This window comes from Clostridium sp. (assembly GCF_050717635.1).
Lineage (GTDB): Bacteria > Bacillota > Clostridia > Clostridiales > Clostridiaceae > Clostridium_AD.
This window is the reverse complement of the sequence record NZ_JBOITO010000039.1, coordinates 197,175-220,034: the sequence shown is the minus strand read 5'-3', so window position 1 is coordinate 220,034 and position 22,860 is coordinate 197,175. Positions and strand designations below refer to the sequence as shown.

Annotated in this window: 19 protein-coding genes and 1 pseudogene; 17 read left to right on the top strand and 3 right to left on the bottom strand. The window is 30.3% G+C overall.

Features of this window, described 5'->3' with window-relative positions; all coding sequences use genetic code 11:
* Nucleotides 1–152: 152 nt before the first annotated feature.
* A complete protein-coding gene (locus ACREWB_RS19955) occupies nt 153–1,199 on the bottom strand; it encodes an Rpn family recombination-promoting nuclease/putative transposase (RefSeq protein ID WP_431549213.1) in 1,047 nt (348 codons plus the stop codon).
* A gap of 527 nt (nt 1,200–1,726) precedes the next feature.
* Here ACREWB_RS19955 and ACREWB_RS19950 point away from each other — a divergent pair.
* The 15 genes and pseudogenes from ACREWB_RS19950 (at nt 1,727) to ACREWB_RS19880 (ending at nt 21,734) form a co-directional block, all read left to right on the top strand.
* On the top strand, nt 1,727–1,894 hold the full coding sequence (locus tag ACREWB_RS19950; protein ID WP_431549212.1) for a hypothetical protein: 168 nt from the start codon (nt 1,727–1,729) through the stop codon (nt 1,892–1,894).
* An 83-nt stretch (nt 1,895–1,977) separates the two neighbouring features.
* Nucleotides 1,978–2,961 (top strand): helix-turn-helix transcriptional regulator, encoded by a 984-nt coding sequence (locus ACREWB_RS19945; protein WP_431549211.1) that lies wholly within the window; start codon nt 1,978–1,980, stop codon nt 2,959–2,961.
* 217 nt (nt 2,962–3,178) lie between these two features.
* Nucleotides 3,179–3,754, top strand: a complete 576-nt coding sequence (locus tag ACREWB_RS19940) for a GGDEF domain-containing protein (protein WP_431549210.1) — start codon at nt 3,179–3,181, stop codon at nt 3,752–3,754.
* A 399-nt stretch (nt 3,755–4,153) separates the two neighbouring features.
* The gene (locus ACREWB_RS19935; RefSeq protein WP_431549209.1) at nt 4,154–5,515 is read left to right on the top strand and encodes a dynamin family protein; all 1,362 of its coding nucleotides are present in this window, start codon (nt 4,154–4,156) and stop codon (nt 5,513–5,515) included.
* Nucleotides 5,512–7,785 carry a dynamin family protein gene (locus tag ACREWB_RS19930; RefSeq protein ID WP_431549208.1) on the top strand — a complete coding sequence of 758 codons (2,274 nt, stop codon included), beginning with the start codon at nt 5,512–5,514 and terminating at the stop codon, nt 7,783–7,785. The genes ACREWB_RS19935 and ACREWB_RS19930 overlap by 4 nt, the downstream gene beginning before the upstream one ends.
* 12 nt (nt 7,786–7,797) lie before the next feature.
* On the top strand, nt 7,798–8,298 hold the full coding sequence (locus ACREWB_RS19925) for a hypothetical protein (protein WP_431549207.1): 501 nt from the start codon (nt 7,798–7,800) through the stop codon (nt 8,296–8,298).
* 15 nt (nt 8,299–8,313) lie between these two features.
* The gene (locus ACREWB_RS19920) at nt 8,314–11,583 is read left to right on the top strand and encodes an ATP-binding protein (protein WP_431549206.1); all 3,270 of its coding nucleotides are present in this window, start codon (nt 8,314–8,316) and stop codon (nt 11,581–11,583) included.
* A complete protein-coding gene (locus ACREWB_RS19915) occupies nt 11,580–12,128 on the top strand; it encodes an HNH/ENDO VII family nuclease (RefSeq protein ID WP_431549205.1) in 549 nt (182 codons plus the stop codon). Before ACREWB_RS19920 ends, ACREWB_RS19915 begins: the two co-directional genes overlap by 4 nt.
* Before the next feature lie 2 nt (nt 12,129–12,130).
* The gene (locus ACREWB_RS19910) at nt 12,131–12,523 is read left to right on the top strand and encodes an SMI1/KNR4 family protein (protein WP_431549204.1); all 393 of its coding nucleotides are present in this window, start codon (nt 12,131–12,133) and stop codon (nt 12,521–12,523) included.
* Nucleotides 12,524–12,690: 167 nt separating this feature from the next.
* Nucleotides 12,691–15,747 carry a PD-(D/E)XK nuclease family protein gene (locus ACREWB_RS19905; RefSeq protein WP_431549203.1) on the top strand — a complete coding sequence of 1,019 codons (3,057 nt, stop codon included), beginning with the start codon at nt 12,691–12,693 and terminating at the stop codon, nt 15,745–15,747.
* A complete protein-coding gene (locus tag ACREWB_RS19900; protein ID WP_431549202.1) occupies nt 15,737–19,108 on the top strand; it encodes a UvrD-helicase domain-containing protein in 3,372 nt (1,123 codons plus the stop codon). Before ACREWB_RS19905 ends, ACREWB_RS19900 begins: the two co-directional genes overlap by 11 nt.
* Nucleotides 19,109–19,123: 15 nt before the next feature.
* Nucleotides 19,124–19,321, top strand: a pseudogene (locus ACREWB_RS19895) (molybdopterin dinucleotide binding domain-containing protein); the annotation flags it as partial.
* Between the two features lie 37 nt (nt 19,322–19,358).
* On the top strand, nt 19,359–19,499 hold the full coding sequence (locus ACREWB_RS19890) for a hypothetical protein (RefSeq protein WP_431549201.1): 141 nt from the start codon (nt 19,359–19,361) through the stop codon (nt 19,497–19,499).
* 294 nt (nt 19,500–19,793) lie between these two features.
* Nucleotides 19,794–20,345 (top strand): Uma2 family endonuclease, encoded by a 552-nt coding sequence (locus ACREWB_RS19885; RefSeq protein WP_431549200.1) that lies wholly within the window; start codon nt 19,794–19,796, stop codon nt 20,343–20,345.
* A 456-nt stretch (nt 20,346–20,801) separates the two neighbouring features.
* On the top strand, nt 20,802–21,734 hold the full coding sequence (locus ACREWB_RS19880) for a zinc ribbon domain-containing protein (RefSeq protein ID WP_431549199.1): 933 nt from the start codon (nt 20,802–20,804) through the stop codon (nt 21,732–21,734).
* On the opposite strand, the gene ACREWB_RS19875 is transcribed toward ACREWB_RS19880, so the two are convergent.
* Both ACREWB_RS19875 and ACREWB_RS19870 read right to left on the bottom strand, forming a co-directional pair.
* Complete coding sequence (locus tag ACREWB_RS19875; RefSeq protein ID WP_431549365.1) at nt 21,644–21,949, bottom strand: DUF3231 family protein; 306 nt, start codon at nt 21,947–21,949, stop codon at nt 21,644–21,646. The genes ACREWB_RS19880 and ACREWB_RS19875 overlap by 91 nt on opposite strands.
* Complete coding sequence (locus ACREWB_RS19870; protein ID WP_431549198.1) at nt 21,885–22,148, bottom strand: hypothetical protein; 264 nt, start codon at nt 22,146–22,148, stop codon at nt 21,885–21,887. The genes ACREWB_RS19875 and ACREWB_RS19870 overlap by 65 nt, the downstream gene beginning before the upstream one ends.
* Nucleotides 22,149–22,371: 223 nt before the next feature.
* Between ACREWB_RS19870 and ACREWB_RS19865 the strand changes: the two genes are divergently transcribed.
* Nucleotides 22,372–22,524, top strand: coding sequence for a hypothetical protein (locus ACREWB_RS19865; RefSeq protein ID WP_431549197.1), 153 nt, complete (start codon nt 22,372–22,374; stop codon nt 22,522–22,524).
* Nucleotides 22,525–22,607: 83 nt separating this feature from the next.
* Nucleotides 22,608–22,766 (top strand): hypothetical protein, encoded by a 159-nt coding sequence (locus ACREWB_RS19860; protein WP_431549196.1) that lies wholly within the window; start codon nt 22,608–22,610, stop codon nt 22,764–22,766.
* Nucleotides 22,767–22,860: the final 94 nt, after the last annotated feature.

Below are 22,860 nucleotides of genomic sequence, written 5' to 3'. Positions count from 1 at the left end.
GAAAACTATTGCAGAAAGTTTTATAAGAAGCAGCACCTAACTTGGTTTTTATTTAAAGAGAACTACATTATTATTAGAATTTTTTGGACTGGTTGCTTAACAAGTAAAATAAACTCCACATCAAAAATGTGGAGTTTATTTTTTCCTATTTTTTATAAGTATTTTTTTAGATCCTCAATTTTTTCTAATTCAAATATGTTAGTTGCTAGCAGGTCAATAGACTCATCAGGCAATTTTTTAATCTTTTCTATATCATAATCAGAAAGGCCATTAAATTTTTTAATTAGTAGCTTTATAAGCAGTTCTGATTTACCCTCTTTCAAGCCCTCCCTCAAGCCCTCCTTCAAGCCCTCTTTCAAACCTTCTTTCTTTCCCTCATTTAAACCTTCTTTTATTGCTTCTTTTTTAAATTTGTCAAAGATATTTGATGCGTTAGAAACCATTGATTCTACCTCCATTTCATTATTAAAAATATTTTCCACAAGCTTATTCATATCAACTATATCATTGTTATTAGTTGTGTTTTTAATCCATCCTTTTAATAATAGTTTTTCCTCAGAAGTTAAACTATTAAAATTAATTATTATATTCTTTAATCTTTCTAAAAATTCCATAGCATTTATATCTTGATCTAATAAAAATATGGCAGCAGAAATATTTTTAAATCCATACAAATATTCTTTCGAATATCTATTAATATCTACCAGTATATATTTAAAGTCCAAAACATTATCTCCAAACAGTTGACTACCAGTTATAATATCCTTAAAGTTTGTAGCACAGGTCCATTTGTTAGTACCATTATAAAGAACTATGGGAATGACTGCAGGAAGTCTAAAGCCCTTTCTTTTAATTTCCTTTTTCTCGCTATTTCTTAATACATCTCTCCAGATTTCTATCATATACATTAGAAGTCGTATAGGCATACTATGATCTACACTGGATTGTAGCTCTAGAAGAACATAAAATACTACTTCGTCTTTTCCAATAGTTGCCGTGTATACTATATCAGATTCTAATTCCTCATAATCGGACAAAATGAAAGACTTATCACTGAGTATTAATTTATCCTTTTCTAATTGACCGGCCCACTCACCTTGAACGAATGTATTAACAAATGATAAAAAAGCATCCTTAGTAGAAAATAAATCTTTATAACTCTTATCGTGAATATTGTTTAAATCTTTTTTAAAGCTCATATTAACACTCCTAATTATATCAAATTTTACGCATAAATAATATATATTATAATAATATCATTACCAATATACGAACATATATTCGCATATCAAGATTCTAGTTAAATTTATTTAAATTTAACTAGAATCTTGTAAAATTTAGCAAGAATTTAATTAAGCGCTTAACTGAAGTATCTATTACGATACTGAAACCAAAGCCTTATATAATTATACGTGAATTCTTGGTAGAGAATTTTTTAATGTGCATTTTAAGATTATGAAGGATAAAAAAATGTAACATATTTATAAAGTTATCAAAATGTAATAAACATTTTGATAACTTTGTTATTTATAAAATTTTGCAAGGTAAATTTTTATCTTTGGCTAATGATATCATATAAATATAATCACATAAAAGATAAAAAATAAAAAGTAAAAGCGATGGGGGGATTTTAATATGGATAAGGGTTTAGTACAATTTTTAGAAGAATGAAACAAAGGGTATGCTGATATTTTAGTGCGTATAGAACTTGCCACTTGCCACGTGGGTGGCACCATTTTTTTGGAAAATTGAAAATGCAAAGTTAAAAGTAATCATTGAAAGCAGTAATATAGAGATAACCAAGCATAAAGTTAAAATTGAGTGTAATAATACAGAAGATGAGGATGATGAATTAAGTAAGATGCTTAATGATATAAAAATAGCAATAATGTAGAAAAAACCTTTAAGTTATATGTAATATCAAAGCTTTTCTGATATAATCAACTGTAATAGACGTATTGGAAAGGACTTGATATTATGTTACCTTATAGTGATTATGGTAAAAGTAGAAAACTGTTAGAAACTTTTAGATTAATAAAATCTCGAATAGCCACAACACCACAACAAATTGCAGATATATTTGAAATTCCATCGGATAACATTCATAATTATGTTAAAGAATTAAATGAAGAATGGGAAACGGATATTATATATGATAAATCTGAAAAAAGCTACAGAGTAAATGATGAAGAGGATGTAAATGGAGATGGAATACTTGAGGCGAATAAATATGTCCAACCTGTTACAGCTGATGATGTAAACCTAATATTAGCTTCTCTCGTTGAATCTCAAACCTTTATGGAAACAAAAATAGCAGTAATAAAAAACAGCTTATTAGGGCTACTTCCTAAAAATGAAGCTAAGAAATTAAAGGATATGCTTCATTTTGAGAAAAGTTCTAATATTGATCACCAATATATTGAACAAAATGTTAAAAATTTAAGAAAGGCTATAGCTGATGAAAAAAAGGTGAGCTTTAGTTACAATTCAGCTGTGGGAAATCATAAGGTGCACACAATAATACCTTATAGTTTTGCTTGTGAACTTGGCAAATACTATATTATTGGGTATTTAGAAAAAAAAGACTGCTTGATACATTTTAGAATGGATAGAATATCAAATGTAAACATTTTGGCTGAGGATGGAAAGAGAGACAGTAAATTTAATGTGTATGATTACCTTAAAAGAACCTGGTATATGTACGGGGGAGATGAAACAAGGGTAAAGGTAAAGTTCAAGAATCGGTGCTATAAGATAGTAACTGAAAAAAGTATGCTTGAGGGAAGTCTAATTGAGGAAAATGAGGAGTATTTTGTTTATGAGTTTGTTTGTAATGGCACTTTTGGAATAAAGCTATGGATTATGGGCTTTGGTGCAGATGCAGAAGTTATAGAGCCGGTAGTGTTTAGAGAAGAGATTATGGAAAGTGTGAGGAATATGAATAAGGTTTATGATATATAGATTAATTTTGGATCATTTAATTTTAATCTCTAATTAAAAATGTAAACTCCGCATCTTTTGATGGGGAGTCTATTTTTGTCTATGTTATAAAAGAATAAGGTGTAATTAAAGAATATTATGGGAAGGAAGATTTTCCTGGCTGGCTAATTGTACAATTAGATTATTAGATAGAATTATTAATTATTTTTAAAAATACTTAATTTAGGGGTGAAAGTATTTGAAATACAAAGAAGTAGAAAAAGCGGGGCTTATAAAAATAATTGAGGAAAAAGATAAGGTTATATTAGAACTTGAAAACATGAAAGCTAAACTGCAACATCAAGCATCTATGGACTGTGTCACTGGGGTATTAAACAGAAGAGCAGGTTTGAAAATTTTAGAGACAACTATTGGGGAGGCGGTAAAGAAAGGAGAAAACTTTATAATATGTTTCGCGGATATTGACGATTTTAAAAAGATTAATGATACTTTTGGTCATAATGAGGGGGATAAGATTCTAACGGAAATTGGTAATATTCTAAGAGTAAATATTAGAAAAGAGGATACTGTATTTAGAATAGGTGGTGACGAATTTGTAATTATATTTCCAAACACAGCATTAGAGGTGGCAAGGACTATTTGTTCAAGGGTATGTATGAATATTTATGAATTGAAGGAAGAGGATAAGAGTAATTATAAGATTGGGCTAAGTTGTGGTTTGTCGGAGTATAGAGCTAACAGCAAAATATCAGTTAGTGAATTAATAAGACGTGCAGATGAGGGGATGTATGTTAGTAAGAGGTTGAAAGAGTAAGAGTTATATAGAGGTTTAATGATATAAATGAAAAATCACGATGCGATTATAAAAAATATTACAAATAAGTTTATTTATACATGGTTAGACAAATTATTCACTTATATTGTGGTATTATGTAGACGATTTAATAATTATACATAAAAGTTAGTTAGAATAAATTTGAATTTACTAATTTAAAAGTAAAACTGATTAAGGTTAAAGTTAATATTTTATGGAAAACAATAAAAATATAACTGGTAGTGGATATTAAGTTAGATTAAAATAGTTTTAGAAAAGATCTTTTAAATTATTCGCTTTTAAAGCATAATTATTTGCTGAGGCAAAAGAATTTGTTGATGAGATTACTTCATAATTAAATAAATCAAATATATATAATTAATTAAGGTAGGTGTAACAATGCTAGGGGATATTAGGTTTTATACAGCGTTAAGTTTAGAAAATCACCCAATACTTAATGAAAAAAATATATACAAAGAGAATTATATTAATGCTTTACAATATTTTGTTTACAAGTATTCTAATAATGATGTTTATGCTAATAAGTTAATGGACAAGTATAACGATAGTATAAATAATAATTATAAGATAGATATTTTACAAGAAACTGTATTAAAAAAAAGTATAAAAAAGGTCTGTGAATTTAAATTAAGAGGATTTAAGTTATTCACGTATAGATTTGTATTTGTATGTGATTGTGTTTTCATAAATGCTTACAATAATCCACTCTTGGGTAAAAAAATATTAAATGAATTTAAAACGTTATTTAATTCAAGATATCACTCTGGGATAGATGAATTATATGAAGTTTTGTATAATAACAAAAATATTAGTAGAGATTTTAAACTAGCAGATTATCAGGTTCAGAATTGGATTAGAAATAAAAAATTTATTAAGCAGCCACTTGAAACCATTATGATAACGGCAACTATGAGTGCTGGAAAATCAACATTAATAAACGCTATCATTGGGAAAAATGTCCTAAAAACGAAAAATGACTCATGTACAGCAAAGTGCTATAAGATTTACGAGAAGGCGTTTGAGGACAACTTTGTTAGTAGTATAAGTGATTCAATATCTTTAAATACAGAACAAAAGGATTTGATGAAGTTAAATGATACTAATACAAAAGAAATTGAGATGGGAACTTTTATGCAACTGTCATTTGATAATTTATCAAGATTTTGCATTATAGATACACCTGGTGTTAATTCATCATTGGATTATAAACATGTGTCTATTACACATGAGGCTCTAAAAAAACAAAAGTATGATAAGCTACTATATTTAATAAACGCTGAGAATATAGGATCAGAAGATGATCTAGTGCATATAAGATATGTATTTGATAACTTAGACGATAATAAAGTTGTGTTTGGTCTAAACAAGTTAGATAGATTCAGAAAAAACGAAGATTCAATATCAGAAAGCTTAGATAAAATTTATAACCAACTGATAAATATTGGATTTAGAGAGCCTACAATAGTACCTGTATCTGCTTATGCAGGTCAATTATTTAAGAAAGTTCTTTGTGGATTGACATTGAATGATGATGAAAATGATGAATGCTTAATGTTATTGAAAAAATTTAGTAAAAATGAATTTGATCTATCTACATATTACAAAGATCCAATTTCTTGGCAAGGTAAAGTTACAAATAGTATAGATAAATATACACCATTACAAGTAGCTGAGTGCCTAAGAAAAAGTGGATTACCATCTTTAGAAAAATTAATTAGCAGAGAGGATGCAAGACAATGAGAGAAGTAAGTATTAAGTATAATCCATACAAAGTAGAAACAGTAATATTAGTTGATGGAAAACCTGTTAAAAAAAATAGCTCTTTAAATATGGAAGATAAGAGGTTTCAAGAGTGGGTGGAAGATTTACCAAAGCTTTTAGTTGATGAGTGTAATACAAAGGAGTTTCATGTTGTTTTTAATGGTACAATGCTTGATTATGAAGATTTGCTTTCTATTTCTAAAGAGGCAAAGAAGCAAAAAATAAATATTGAGTGTGTTCATATTCCAGCTAAAGAAGTAAAAGATAAGGAAGAAGCAATAAAGGATATATTTAAAGATATACAGAATGGGCCATTCGAGGAATTAAAACAGCCTGATGTAAAAGATGCATTTAGAAAAGCAACTAATAGTGAATTTGAGGTTAATGTTGTAGCAACAATGAGTGCTGGTAAATCAACACTCATAAATGCGCTGTTATGTAGAAAAATGATGCCTGCAAAACAAGAGGCGTGTACAGCGACAATCTCTAGAATTAAAGATAATAATGATGATGATTTTAGGGCAACAGCACTAGATAAAGACAATAACACATTAGAATTTCATCCTAAATTAACATACGAAGCAATGACGTCAATGAATAGTAATCCAGAAGTATCTAGAATTAGCATTGAAGGTAATATTCCATTTGTTTCTTGTGATGAAATTTCATTAGTAATGGTTGATACACCTGGTCCCAACAATTCTCGTGATTTGAATCATAAAGTTGTTACACGTCGAATGCTGGATGAATCTTCAAAGATGGTAGTGTTATACATTTTAAATGCAACGCAGTTAGCTGTAAATGATGATTATGAGTTGCTAAAGTATGTGTCTGAAAGCATGAAAGTTGGAGGAAAACAATCAAAAGACAGATATATATTTGTCGTTAATAAGCTCGATGATTATAAAAAAGATGAAGATAGTGTTATTTCATCAATAGAAAAAGTAAGAAAATATTTAGAAGATAGAGGAATAGTATCTCCTAATATTTTTCCGGCTGCAGCCCTTCCAGCTCTTGGAATAAGAGAATATTTGAAGTGTGGGAATGATTTGGATGAGGACACCATTGATGAAGTTGTAATGAAAGTGAAAAAACTTAATCGTAATGATGATCTTCATTTAGAAAAATATGCTCCGCTAACGCCAAGCACTAGGGGAGTAATATCTTCTGAATTAGCAAAAGCAAAGAAAGATGAAAATATTTATTTAGAGGCATTAGTACACACTGGTATTCGTTCAATTGAATCTACTATAAATATGTATGTAGAGAAATATGCCAAAACCGCTAAGATAAAAAATATAGTTGATACTTTTGATAAAAAACTTGAAAGTGCTAAATCATTTGAAAATATAAAAAGAGAAATAATAGAAAATGAAGATAAACACAAAGAAATTCAATCGCAGATTGATTTGATTACAACAAAGCTAAAAAGTGGGGAGGAAGCAAAAAAATTTAAAGTTAAAGTTGAAGCTATCAATTATGATATGCAGATCAAAACCGCGACAAATGCTGTAATTAAAGAGGCTGAAGTTGAAATTACAATAGTAATGAAAGAAGCAAATGGAAAAATGACTAAGAAAGATGCATTATACAGATGTAATGAATTTGAGACGTTTTCTCGTAATCTTCAAGTAGATGTAAAAGTGAAGTTGGAGAATATTGTTACAAAGAATGTTCATAATAATGCAGAAGCACTTTTAAACGAGTATATTAATAAGATTGCATCATTAGTTGATGATATTTCAATTAAATCAATTGAGCTAAATCCACTTGATTTGCTTAAAGGCAAATTGCAAGATGTTAAAAATATAGAAAAAATTATTAAGTCTGCAACCAATACTGAAAGGGTAAAGACTGGAGAACGTGAAGTTAAAAATTCACAAAGATCAGGTTTCTTCGGATTCTTTAAGTTTTGGAAACCAAAGTATGTTACAGAGGACGTCTATGACAATGTAGATTATGTTGATGGAAGTTTGATAGCACAAAAATTCTTTGCACCTATACAAGAGGCTTTATATGATAATAGTGATGAAGCAGTAAAATATGCAAAAGAGCAGATCAGAGATATTAAAAAATATTTTATAAATCAATTCAAAGAGTTAGATGAAATACTGAATAAAAAACTTGATGAATTAAGAAATTGTACATTAAGTGAAGAAAATATAAAGAAAATAATAAAGCAGTCACAAGAAAGACTTTTTTGGTTGGATGATATTCAAAAACGTGTAAAAAATATTCTTGATATATAAGGAGGAGTAAAAATGTCGGTATCTATTGATTTTAAAAATGCAGTATCTGAGGGGAAAACAAGACTTGTGAGAATAATACTCAAAGATAGTTTAATAATCGATCCAACTTTTGCAGAGTTTGATGAAATGTTTAGCTATTCAAAAGAGAAAATGGATAATATCTTAGAAGAGTTTGATGATGGTGAATTAGATTATGATAAAAATCATTGGTCAGAAAACTATATGAATGAGATAAAGGTTGAACTTATGGGTAACTTTTCTAGGGAAAGAATTAAACATTTGAAAGAAATTTGTAGTTATATATATGTAGATAAGGTTAAAACAATTAGAGAACAACGTAGAAATACATCTTCTCCTTCAGTAGTATTTACCCGAAGAACAATTGCTAAAGGTGCAGTAGCTGGTGGAGTAGCTATTGCAGTAGTTGGAGTTGCTGTGGCCGAGCAAGTTATAGTAGCAACAGGCGCAGTTGTTGCGTTAGCAGGGGTAGCAGTATTGCTTTCGGAAAAATAGTACAAGGGGGATATTATGAGTAATATAGTACCAAATGATAATAAAAAAAATATAGCAGTCCCACAATATAAATCTATGGAATTACAATTTCAAAAGGCTTTTAATATTGTGGATGACGTAGTTTTAAAAAATTACGTGACTAAGCTTGCAGATATGGAGATTATTCCATTAGATGAGGATACTAACAATAACAACATTACAGAAAATGTAAGATTATTTAAGATAAATGAAATGGTATATCAAAAGGATGAATATGCAACTTATAAGTTTGCTAGTGTTTTTAATGCAGTTGCTGCAACGCAAAGTGCAATTTTCATTATAATTGATAGTGATGGAGAAAAAACTGATTTTTATATGGGAATAAGATCAATGAATTCAGAAAATAGTACAAAAACCTCATACGATACATTAGAGAATGTTATTCATGGTCAATTTCCAGGAATAAAGACAGAGAACCTTCTAGAAGATGAGATGAAAAATTTATTTGAAAGTATTAATGGTAGTAGTATAGCAGCTGTATCTAGTGTTGCAAATTGTAAGGATAAAGAACAAAATGACAATAAATTTTTTATTCAGGGATTAGAAAAACTCGCGCTGTCTATGCAGGGACAAAGGTATACAGGGATAATAATTGCAAATTCTACAGACCAGCAACAACTATTAGAAGTAAGAAAAGGGTATGAAGATATTTATACTATGATATCTCCTTTTGCCAATTTACAAGTAAGTTATGGTGCTAACAGTTCTATAAATTTATCTAAGTCATATAACGAGGGCGTAGCGGAGGGTGAAAACTATAGTAAAAACTCTTCTAGTGCTACATCGAAGGGAACAAGTACAAGCACTGGTGAAAGTTCGTCTCTATCAAAAGAAACATCAGGAAGTATAGCGGGCAAAACAATAGCAACTTCTTTAGCATTAGCGGGTGCCGCAATCGGCTCAATTGTGCCAGGAGCAGGTACCTTAGTGGGTGGTGCACTAGGTGGAGCCGTAGGTAGTTTAATTGGTACCGTAGTTTCAAGTGCTACACATAGAACAGTAAGTGACTCAACATCACAAAGCAATACCTCAACAGACAATTATTCTGAAACTAGTGGAGAGACTTTTGGAACAAACAAAACGACTAATAAAGGTACTACAGATACTAATGGGGTAACATCAGGTTCCAATGAAAATCTTCAATTAACTATTCAAAGTAAATCAATTATTAATTGTTTGGAGAGAATAGATAACCAATTTAATAGATTAAACGAATTTGAGAGCCTAGGAATGTGGGAATGTGCAGCGTATTTCCTTTCTGAGAATTCACATGCATCTGAGATTGCAGCTTCTACTTACAAAGCTTTGATGAGAGGCGAAGATTCTGGAATTGAAGTTTCTGCTATAAATCTATGGAATAAACGAGATAAAGAAAAAACTAAACTACTTAAAAATTATGTTACTAATTTCATGCATCCTGTCTTTAGATATAATAACAATGGAGTGGAAATTCCTGTAACACCAACATCACTTGTTAGCGGTAATGAATTAGCTATTCATATGGGATTACCAAGGAAATCAGTATGCGGATTTCCAGTAATAGAACATGCTGATTTTGGTAAGGAAATCGTAAGCTATAATGAAAAATCCAATAATTGTATTAATTTGGGCAAAATATTTAATATGGGTGGAGAGTGTAATAATAGAGTTTTATTAGATATACAGAGTTTATCAATGCATACTTTTATTACAGGATCTACAGGGTCAGGTAAATCTAACACTGTCTATGAAATATTAGATCAATTAGACACTTTAGGTATAAAGTATCTAATTATTGAGCCGGCAAAAGGGGAGTACAAAAATATTTTTGGGAATAAAAAAGGGGTTAAGATTTTAGGTACAAATCCAGGTGTAACCGAATTGATTAGAATAAATCCATTTAAATTTCCTAAAGGAATACATGTTTTAGAACATGTTGATAGATTAATTGAAATATTTAATGTATGTTGGCCCATGTATGCAGCAATGCCTGCGGTATTAAAAGAAGCTGTTATTCAAGCTTATGAAGTTAGTGGTTGGGATTTGATTGCTTCAAAAAATGTGTATTCAGAAAATTTGTTTCCAACGTTCAAAGATTTATTAGTTGAACTTGAGGATGTTATAGAAAGTTCTGCATATTCACAAGAGCTTAAAAGTAACTATAAAGGCGCACTTGTAACAAGAGTAAGGTCAATTACCAATGGATTAAACGGAAGAATATTTTCTGCAGATGAAACAAATAATCAATTGTTATTTGATAGCAATGTAATAGTTGACCTAAGTAGAATTGGATCTCTTGAAACAAAATCACTTATTATGGGAATGCTTATAATGAGACTTAACGAACATAGAATGTGCTTTACCGAAAGAATGAATTCTCCATTAAAGCATGTAACTGTACTTGAGGAAGCACATAATATTTTAAAGAAATCCTCAAGTGATCAAAATCCTGAAAATCCAAGCCTAACGGGTAAATCAGTAGAGATGATTGCAAATGCTATAGCTGAAATGAGGACATATGGTGAAGGCTTTATTATAGCGGATCAATCACCAAATGCAGTTGATATTTCTGCTATTAGGAACACAAACACAAAAATAATTATGAGACTACCAGACGAAATGGATAGAAGGATGGCAGGGAAATCAGCTGGACTTAAGGATGAGCAACTAGATGAAATAGCAAAATTACCTAAGGGGGTTGCGGTTGTATACCAAAATGACTGGTTAGAACCTGTACTTTGCAAAGTGAGTAAATTTGATGGTGAAGAAGAAACCTACATTTATGCATCAAAGGTGGACGAACAAACTATTGATAGTAAATTATTCAATTCTATGATGCTAAAATTATTGCTCAAAAACAGAGTAAATGAAGAAATAGAGATTGACATAGATTTATTACAAAACTTACTTAATGTAGTATCAATTACTACGAAAAATAAGATTGCTATTAGTAAATTAATTGTAGAATATAAGGAAAAGAATTGTTTGAAAATATGGAATGAAGATAGCTTTTATATACTATCGGAGGTAGTTTCAGATATTATTGAGGGAAAAGGATTTACAAATAATGCTGTTGACTTGTCAAGTGACTATGTGGATTTAACAAGGAGGCTTGATAGTTCCTTAGAGAATGTTACAGTTGGTTTGAGTGAAGATTTAAAATTATCAATTAATCAATGCTTATTAAAAAATATCTCTGAAAATAATCAGGAAAAATCAGAAATATACTCAGCTTGGATATCTGGTTTAAGGGGGAGAACTTTATGATGGAGGCATTATTAAAATTAGTTGAAACAACAGTAAAAGAAAGTAAACTGTATGATTTATCTAGGGGTATGGAAGGAAAAATTACAGATGTAAAAGAATTGGATAAGCCTATAGCTAAAGAAATTTCTGAATCTAAAGAGTATAAAACAATAGATGAGGCTTTAGAAAATGCCTCTGATGCAGAAAAGACAATATATGGCGATGCCGAACTAAAAAAAGGTGAAGTTAATGGACGTGAATCGTTACAGAGGTCAGATATAAATTATGATGAAAAGGATGAATTTGGCAGAACAAACTTAGAAAGAATGGAGCAAGGGTTAGCACCATTGAAAGATGGAAAACCTATAGAATTGCATCATATTGGTCAAGATATGGATTCCCCACTTGCTGAATTAACAAAAGATGAGCATATGAGGAATGGAAATGACACTATATTACATGATAAACAAAAGGAATCTGATATTGACAGAGGTGAATTTAAAAAGGAAAAAGAGGAGTACTGGAAGGCAAGAGCAGAACAAATCAGAGATGAGAGGGGCGAGTAAAAATGAGAGATATTGTGAAGTTAATTAGTAATTCTAATGCTAGAACTACTGGGAAAGTTAATGACGAAATGATAAATCAGGCGGAAAAAGAACTTAATTTTAAATTTAATAATGAATATAGAACATTCCTTGAAAATTTTGGGGTGTTGGTATCAGGTAGCAATGAAATTTTTGGGTTGGGTGTAAATGGGTATCTTAATGTTGTTAGTTCAACGTTGGAAGAAAGGGAGATTCATGGGAATAGTTTAGAAAAGTATATTGTAATACAGGATTATGGAACGGGCGATATACTAATTACATTAGATGGACAGGGAATTGTATATGAGTCTAGAAGTAACCAAAATAAAAAATTATACGGGTCTTTCTTTGAATTCTTAGAAGGAGAAATTTTATAAGGTTTTCATTTTAAGTTTTATTTTTATATCATTAGCAAGCCGTAACCAAAAGTTACTGCTTGCTTTATTTATTTCCCCACATGCCACTTGCCACGTGGGTGGCACTTTTATGATATAATAAAGTAAAATATCCCAATAAAAGTCTATTTGCCATAGGAGATGTACCCATGAATAAGATTATTTATTTTGAAAAACTATTTACTAAAAGACGAGAAAAACTTCTAGAATACTGCTCAGAACTTCAGAAAAAGGGTAAAAACTTCATTTATATATTACCCTCTAGAGAAGCTATAACAGACGTTAGATATGCACTTATAGATAAGAATCAAGGAATTATCAATTCATATATTATCACCTTGGATGAACTTGAAGAACTTATCATAGAGCCACATATAAACAGTGAAAGAATTATATATGAAGAGTTTGAACAGATTTTAATAGCAGGCATATGTGAAGAATCCATAGAAAACCTTACATATTACAAGAAAATATGCACAAAGAGTGGCTTTATTGAAGAAATCAGATCCTTCATAAAGGCACTAAAAAGGCAAACTGTAACTGAAGATGATCTGATAAACATAATAAATAATGAAGAAAATGAAATTTTAAAGAGCAAACTAGAAGATATTTATATCATTTATAAGGCTTATAATAAAAGTCTAAGTGATAATAATGTCTATGACATAAATGATATATCACTAAAGGCCGTTGAATTTGTGAAAACGAGTAAGGTGTTTGATGATTATGATGCAATTATATTAGATGGATTTATTAATATAGATGTGGTAAATCTGAAACTTATAAATGAAATATCAAAGAACAAAGACATACATATATATGTAAACAGCTCCTTTAGAAATAATCTTATTGAGCCCTTTATAAGGGAAGAGATTGTGAGTAAGCTTCAGACTATGGATTTTGATGTAGAAGATAATTTAGATGGAGAGTATGAAAGTGATGAAAATATAAAACTGTTATCAAGAATGCTTTACTCAGGAGAAAAGCTGAAATCAAATCTTAATTCAAACCAAAATACCCCAGAAGAATTTAAATGTATAAAAATAAATAAGTATCCTTGCATACAAGCAGAGGTTAGAGAAACTGCTAGAGAAATTAAAAGATCCTTAATGGGTGGCGATGAGGTTTCAGAAGTAGCAGTATTTGTGAATAAAAGTACTCTTTATTCCTCAAGTATTATAAAGATATTTAAGGAGTTTAAAATTCCAGTTGAGATGATCTATAAAATTCCTCTTACTGATTCATTAGAGGTTAGAAAAATAATTAAAAGTTTTGAAGAAAATGAAGAGGGAAATATAAAATCAGTTTCTGCATGGCTTAATATACTTGAGGAAAAGTTTTTAGAATATCATGAAATAATTAAACCGGTATTTTTAAATGGGCTGAGTAGTGATTTGTCCTTTGAGGATAAGGTCTTACTGAAAGGCTATGAAGGCTTAAAGAAACTTCTCAAAAATCTAAGAAATAATTTTGAAATCTGCGATATGCTTGAAAATAAGATGGAGAGTAACATATTTGTGGGTTTCTTAAAGGATTCCGCCTTAAATTCAACAATAACAATTGAAAATATGAATAGAGATGGAGTTAAGATTTTAAATACTGACCTTGCTAAGGGAGTATTTTATAAGCATGTATATATACTTGGGTTAAATGAAGGGGAAGTACCAGGGGTTGTTAAAAACGCAGGTTTATTTACTGATAGGGAAGTAGACAAGCTTTACACACAAGGTATTAATTATAGAAATTACAAATATGAGCTTTCAAGGGAGAAGATAAGATTCAATCTCACATTAGCAGCTGCAAAAGAGAGCATAACACTTTCTTATAGAGGTGCAAGTGAAGAGGGTGGCTTTGCCATAGCGTCTTCCTTTGTGGAGGAAATTAAATTTTTAACGGGACTCAAAGAAGAAAAATCTTTGACTATGAGGGATAGATTCAATATAAGTTTAAATCAGGTTATGAGCGAATTGGAATTAAAAACAGTGGTCCTAAAGGATATATTTGAAAAATACTATAAGGGCTTTACTGGTATGGATATAGAAAAGAGAATATCCTTAGCTCAGGAATTTGAAGGAAATATAAAAGACTATTTTACAAGGTGCTTTGTTGAATATCATAGAGAATCGGAAGAAGGCTATAATAATTATGAAGGCTGGATTGGCAGTGATTACGCAGAGGATAAGAGGGGGTATTTTAAGCCATCAGCAGTAGGAACATATTTCAGATGTCCTTATCAGTATTATATGCAACAAGTTTTTGGAATTAGGGATGTAAAAGAGGAAGAAGATAAGTTTAATCCTCTCGAAATAGGAACTTTCTATCATGAGGTTTTGAAAAGATATTACGAAAATACTATAATAGAAGAACTTTATTTAATCGATAATGGTAAAATAGACCTGATATTTAATGTGGATAAGTTTAATAAGATATTTGATGATGAAAGACAAAATCTTAGAGTGCTAGATATAAATGAAGAGCAGAGAGAAAACATCTTGGAAGGCTATAGAAATACATTAAATAATTTTTTAGAGCATGACGCTAAAAGAATGAAAAAATATTTAAAAGATACTAAAAATATTCTTGTCCCATTTTTAATTGAAGAAAAAATTAAAGAACAAGAGGTCTTTGGAGTACCTATTTCCTGCGTGGTGGATAGGGTTGATTTAGAATTTGAGTATGTGGACAATCAGTTTAAACCTACAGGTAAATATATGGTATATGATTACAAGAAGAGCAAAGTATCTGATATTACATCAATGCTAGGAAGAGAAGATTGCCAAATTGTAATTTACTATTATATGGTGGAATATTTATTAAAAAATAAATTTAGTAAATTACTAAAAAGTAGAGAATTAGATTGCATGGGTCTTATTTATTTAAGCGTAGAAAAGCAGAATAAGACTGGCCTAATTAAAGAAGGTTTGTATAGAACTGAGTACAAAGCCTCTACTGATTTTGGTAGAAAACACTTTGATGTAAATAAAGATATGTTTAATATACTCACCAGGTATGTAAAAGAACTTGTAATAGATGCAGCTAAGGACATAAAAAAAGGAAAGTTTAACTACAAATCTAATTGTGACTCTTTTGATGGGAAAAGTTATGGTGGATATAGTTGCTCCTTTAAAAATGTATGCAGATATAACAAGAATAAGATATTTTTAGAAAATGTAGCTTTTAATGGAGGTGATTCAGATGCACATTAAAGAGAAGTTTAGCTTTGCCAAATTCTTTGGACTAAACAAAGAGCAAAGTGCAGCGGTGGATGTCCAGAAAAATATTTCCCTTTCAGCAGGAGCAGGCTCTGGCAAGACAAGAGTTTTAACTAGCAGGTTCCTAACACTGCTAGATAGTGGTACTTCCATAGATGAAATTGTAGCTATAACATTTACTGATAAAGCTGCACTAGAGATGAAAAGTAGAATTAGATCGGGAATACTGGATAAGATTGCAATAGAAGATAAGCAAAGTAGGGCATTATGGCAGCAACAGTTAGATAATCTAAACAGAGCTAATATTAATACTATCCATAGCTTTTGTGCAACAATCGTTAGAGAAAATGCTGCGTTTTTTGGTATTGATTTTAATTTTGGCATAATTAATCAAATTCAAAAGACTGTATTTCTAAAAGAAAAACTTTCTGAAATAATTGGTACCATGGTTTCTAATGAAAATTATAGCATAGAAGTTAGTCAACTTTATAATTTATATGAAAATGATGATTTAGGAGAACAATTGTGCAGTGACATACTAAAGCTTAGAGAGGATATAGCTGAAACTAGTGAGAGTGTTTATGAAATTTCAGAAAAAGTAAAAGGGGAGAAGTTAGCTAGCTTTATTTTAAAAATAGTTAGTGAATTAGATGAGAGCTATTATCAGTACAAGTTATCAAAAGATGTGTTAGATTTTGGAGATCTTCAAAAGAAAGCATTTGAAATACTAGAGAATAAGCTTATGTGTAATAATTATAAGGATAGATACAAGAATTTTTTAGTAGACGAATTTCAGGATACCAATGAACTTCAAAGAAAAATATTATACAAGCTTACAGCAGATGATAGTGGAAAATTAATTCCGAGGAAACTCTTTATAGTTGGGGATTTTAAGCAAGCTATTTATGGTTTCAGGGGAACAGATTCTACAATATTTAAAAGGGTATCTAAGGATATGGGGGAAAGTGGACTGAAGTCTCTTAATATATGCTATAGAAGTAAACCTGAGATTATAAAGGGTATAAATGAAATATTTCAGTACCTTATAGAAGACTATCAACCACTTAAGCATAAAGACGAGGATGAAAATCAGAATAATAATAATAAAATAGAAAAAAGAATAAATATAGTTACCTATAGTGGTGAAAAATCAGAGGATTTAGATGTAATAAAAGAGGCAAAGGCAATAATAAAAGAAAAAAGAGGAATTGAAGAATTTGTAGCAATTCTAGAAAGAATAAAAGAGAGTTTTGGAGAGGTTATGACAAAGCCCTCTAAAGGACCGGAAGCAGTAATAAAATCAATAAAGCTTTTGAGAGATAAAGGACTAAACTTTAAAGATATCTGTATACTTGTACGAAGCAGAAATATAGTCCCAGATATTGAAGAACAGCTGTGCAAATATAAAATACCTTACTGTATAATTGGTGGAACTGGGTTCTATGAAAAGAGTGAAACAAAGAACATACTAGATTTATACGAGTTAGCTGTCAATGGGTTTAATGAAAAACAGACAGATCAGCAGTTAATTAAACTTTTATCAGTACTTAAAAGTCCACTGTTTCAACTTCCAGACGATGTGCTCCTAAAAGTAAGACAAAAGGAGCTGGAAATAGGGGATAGATCTTATGTTGATGCTATGGCGTGTACAGCACAGGAGCTTTCGGAGGAGTATCAAAGGAGCAGTCTTCTTAAGTCCTATGAATACCTAAAAGAATTGGAAGCTTCAGCAAAAAAAATGAGTGTTGTAAGAATATTAGAGTGTATAATAGACGGTCGCGGAATTAGAGAAATATATCTTTCTAAACCTAATGGAGCACAAATGCTACGAAATGTAGAAAAGCTTTTGAGGCTGGCAGAGAAGTACGATAATGAAGAATTTTTTAGTAGCGGAGAATTTATAGAATACATTGAGTGTCTGAGTGATAATAGTAATAGTGAAGCTGAGGCAGCACTTGATACAGAAGATTCAGAGGCAGTAAAGGTAATGACAATACACGCTTCAAAAGGACTTGAATTTGAAGCAGTTATTGTGCCGAGTATTGAAAGAAACGTAATTAATTTAAGTAAAAATCAAAATAAGAAGGTAGGATTTATACACTATAAAGGAAAAATACTTTCAAGATATAACATGAGTGGAGAAGAAAACAGTGAATTTATGGGGGCTCTAAATGAAAAATTAATAGGAGAAATCCATGAAGAAATAAGAATATTATATGTTGCTATGACCAGAGCCAAACAGCACATTGTACTCACAGGTAAAGAAGAGGAGTATGATGGAAACTTTGAATTGTGTGATGAAAACATAGTGGGAAATATAAATACTTACGGAAAGATGATAAAATATGCAATGAGTGATGGTAGAGCATGTCTAGACATAATAGCTTTTATGAATTCAGAGGATATGGAGCAAATACAGGTGCAGGAACACAATATAAAAGAAGAGGAAATAATAGATGAGGTAGGTATAAGAAAAAGAATTTTATATAAACCACAAATTAAACCAAGAGTCTATGCCAGTGCTTCAAAATACATGAGCTATAGTAGTTGCCCGAGAAAATATTATTATGAAAATATTTTAGGTGGAAGGTATGAGGATTACACAAAAATACTGGAAGTGAAACTACAAGGAAAAGCAGCAGATTTAGAAAGTGGAATAGATAGCGCAAAGCAACTTGAAGATCCAGCTAAAAATAATATGAAGGCAACAGATAAAGGATTACTTGTTCATAAGGTTTTAGAACGTATGAATAAGCAGGGTAATGAGAATTATGAAACTTATATTAAAGATATTTTAGATGATGATTATTTAGAAGATGAAATAAAAACCTTTGTTAACAACTATTTATTAATAGAAGAAAAAGAAAATAATGAATGTATTTATGGAGAACTTATAAAAAGTAGTAGCGAAGTATCCTATCTACTAGCGCCACTTCTAGATAAAAAAATGATGATAAATGGTTTTATTGATAGACTGAAGCTATATAAAAAAGGTAATAAGAAAATTGCTGTAATTATTGACTATAAGACTAACAAAGTAAGTGACACCTATAATGAACAGCATTTTAAAGAAGTATATTCTGATCAATTAATGATATATGGGAAAGCAGTAATGTCCTTACTGAAGGCTGATGAGATAATTCTAAAGCTATATCTGCTGCAAACAGGCGAAGTGATTTCTATTGAATATGATGAAGATAAGGTAACTAAGCTTATGAAGGCTATGGATGAGGGTTTCTATAAAATGAATACTGAAGTGCGGTTGGCTGACTATGAGAAGAGTGAAAGTGAAAACTGTAGCTGGTGTAAGTATAGAGAAGGTTGCTGGTTGTGGCGAGAAGTGCAAACTCCTTAAAATAACCAATTAGTAAAAGTAAAGTCAAAGCACAGTGAAATCGAAGCATATCTACTTATAAGTGATAATGTAGGCGAAAACGTAATTATGATTTATCAAGATATGTGGCATAAAAGTGGATCAGTAAATATGCTGACAACTGATGCAGTAAGTGATATAGGGGACCAAGCGGCATACTATGAGTGTTTTTGTAGATTAGAAAGTAGGGATTAGCTTTTTTATTATCTGAAATTTTAAAGGAGATGTTCTAATGGAAAAATTGGTAGCAACTAGGGTTGGTTATAGCTGTTTGTGTAACGTTTTTTGGATCAAAGCTAATAAAAAAGATTATCGAGGACCAATGGAGCATATTGATGATAAGTTTATTTTACTAGGAAAGAGTTATTATTAGATTATGAAAGACTAAATAGTGATTTACCTTTTATAAGGTTACAAATTTTAAGTCTTAATCCACTTGAATACATAATTAATGTTAAATCAACTAAAAATATATTTAACTATGATTTAAATAATTATTATGTTGCCCATATGGAAATTGTGTAAAGACATAATTAGTTTCTAACAAAAATAAAATAGCATTTTAAATGAAAGGTAAATTAGAACAGGCAGGAAAATTCATGGTATAATACTATTAGGTCAGGTGACCCGGGGTAAGGTATAATAAAAAATGTTGGGAGTTGATATAGTGATTCCACAAGAAAATTTAATTAGTTATGAAGAGTTCGAGATAATGGATAGTGGAGATGAAAGCTTAGAGTTTATAAATGGAAGAGTGTATATGCAAGCAGCGCCGTCAGTAGCACATCAAATTGTTGTTACAAACTTGTCTACTGAATTTGGCAATTATTTTAAAGGTAAAGACTGTAGGCATTTTGTTGCTCCTTTTGATGTTATATTTGAAAATGAAAGAGAAAAGAGCAAGGTTCAACCAGATTTAGTAGTTATATGTGATAAAAGTGGCCTTAATGAAAAAAATTATGTAGGCGTTCCAACACTTGCTGTTGAAGTTCTATCACCATCTACAACATCAAAAGATTATATAGAAAAGATGGATTTATATATGAGATTCGGGGTAAAAGAATATTGGATAATATCGCCTAGGAGTAAGACTGTTGAAATATTTTCATTACAGCAAGGTGGCACATATTCTGAACCGAAGATCTACTCCAAAGATGATATAGTGAAATCACAAATATTCGAAGACATTCTAATTAGTCTACAAGAGTTATTTGTATAAAAAAAATCATTATATAAGCTATAAAAATGTAAAAAACATTTTTATAGCTTTTTTATTTTGGTATCACTATAAAAATAGAGGGTCAGCTATCGATGATGGATGTCTAGATGGGCTTTGCACTGAAGGTAGAGAAAGATTCATATGAAAAAGAATAATACTGAGTATGATGGATAGGTATTTAGCGCCTATCTATTATTTTTTTGCCACTTGCCACGTGGGTGGCACCATTTTTCGGAATTTAAACCTTCGACGCATCTTTCGACAGGTGACAGTCACCTTTGTGGGAGCGAGAGCAATCTCAGTCGTTCCTCCTTCAAAAGTACCACTAGGGTGGCACCATTTTTTTTATGGTGAAAAATGGAATATATTAAGCAGGTGTTCCATAAGATTTATATAAAAGTTATCTAAATTAATTAAAGAGAAGAATTATTATGGTTAATGAATAGAGGAGGTAAAATGGATAAATATTGCAGCCGGTGCGGAAGTCCTATAGAAGAAGAGGGAGATTTTTGTAGCCAGTGTGGATTTAAATTTCTGGAAAGCGAAAATAGTTTCCCTGAGAACTCAGTAACTAGCGAAGAAATTATAACAAATAATCGTGAACAAAATCCTGTAAATAGGAATAACGGGTTAAATAATAATAATATTATTATTATTATTATTATTATTTCAGTAATTATAATTGCACTTGGGTCTGGATATTATTTTTATAAAAAATTTAATTCAGGAGGCAATGTTGCAGATAAACCTAAAGTATTAACAAATAATACTACTTCAACTGAAAATAATAAAGTTTCAGATCAGAATGTGGAAAAATCACCACAAGGTACTCTTAATGAAGAATTAAATAAATCTTCTACTTATTTACCAACTTTAAATAAAAAATATACATATTATAATAAATATGTTGATGGTGATGAAGGTGAAGTAGATGTATGGGTAGGTCATATTGAAGGAGTGCCTTTAATGTCAATGTCTAATATTATTCCGCAGTCTGAAGTTTTTACTGAGCATATTGTAAAAAGAGATGATGGAATATATTTGATAGATGATTATAATCCTGAAATTTATATAAAATATTTACCAAGTGAAATTCTTGAAGGTACTTCTTGGGCAATGGATGGAGTAAGCTTTAAAATTGAAGAGCTAAATGTTAGCTGCAATATGGGATTTAAAACTTTTGAGAATTGTATTGTAGTAAAACAGAATTTTGCTCAAGCGGGCTATAGTTACAAAGTTTGGTATGCTCCTGGTGTTGGAGTTGTTAAATCAGTTTATGCTGATTCAGGAGGTATGTATCAGAGACTCACAGGTATTTCAGATATGAAGGAAAGTGAAGTGAAAGAACTGTTATTAAAGTATTCAGCCAATATTGACAAAATCAAGTGAAAAGCACCCCTGGGGTGCTTATTTCTATCTTTCATTTGAGGAGGTTGTTCCATCCATTTATATTTAATCATTATCTTCGAACCTTTTTTTGCATAATCCAATTTATCTTTTGAAATAAGTCCAAGTTTAATAGGCAAATCATTTCTCATACTAAAAGATGTACCTAATGCAGTAAACCCTAATGGTGTACTGGATATTAAACTGGTTACATACATCATTAAATAAATTAATAATCATATTTTTTATACTTGTCGTGTCAGTAATGAAGGCGTTTAATATGTTTTGAGCTTCTATATCAATAGTTTTATATCTGAATAAATTAAATACTGTTAGCGTTGCTGACTGTGATGTATAAATCATCCATAATATACCTAATTCTGATGAAGTTAATTGTATTTTTGCTTCCGTTGCCATTTAAATCCTTCTTTCTTTATAAATTTGTAATTACAAGATTTATAAGAATACTTTTATTAGTAAAGTTTTTGAATCTATAAATTTATGATGCTATTAATTAATATTATGCTTTAATCCATATTAAATTATACTTTTATATGGTTTTAAAAAAAATGAGGGCTTATAGCGGAAACCAATTCTATTCACTTTACTCTAGGCTGATGAGATAATTTTAAAGCTATATATGCTGCAAACAGGCGAAGTGATTTCTATTGAATATGATGATGATAAGGTAACTAAGCTTATGAAGGCTATGGATAAGGGTTTCTATAAAATGAACACTGAAGCGCGTTTGGTTGACTATGAGAAGATTGAAAGTGAAAACTGTAGCTGGTAATAAAATATAAGCTAGCGAATCAATAAGAACAATTGTTCGCATGAAATCCAAAATTATACTAATACTATATAGAAACTTATTATATGAGTAATATAGATGGTGATGAAAAATATAATTATTTGAAAAATAAAATCCATAATAATGAAGAACTTACAAATGAAGAATTATTAAGTTTAACATTTATACCATTAATGAAAGGAAAACTAACCAGATCAGAAAGAACTATAAGGAGTATAGTGTGAATCGTTAATTTAACAGAGGTAATTTACACATTAAAAGTCAAATTAAATAAATTAGATGTAAATAGCAAACCTATTGTATAGTGAAGAAAGTTTT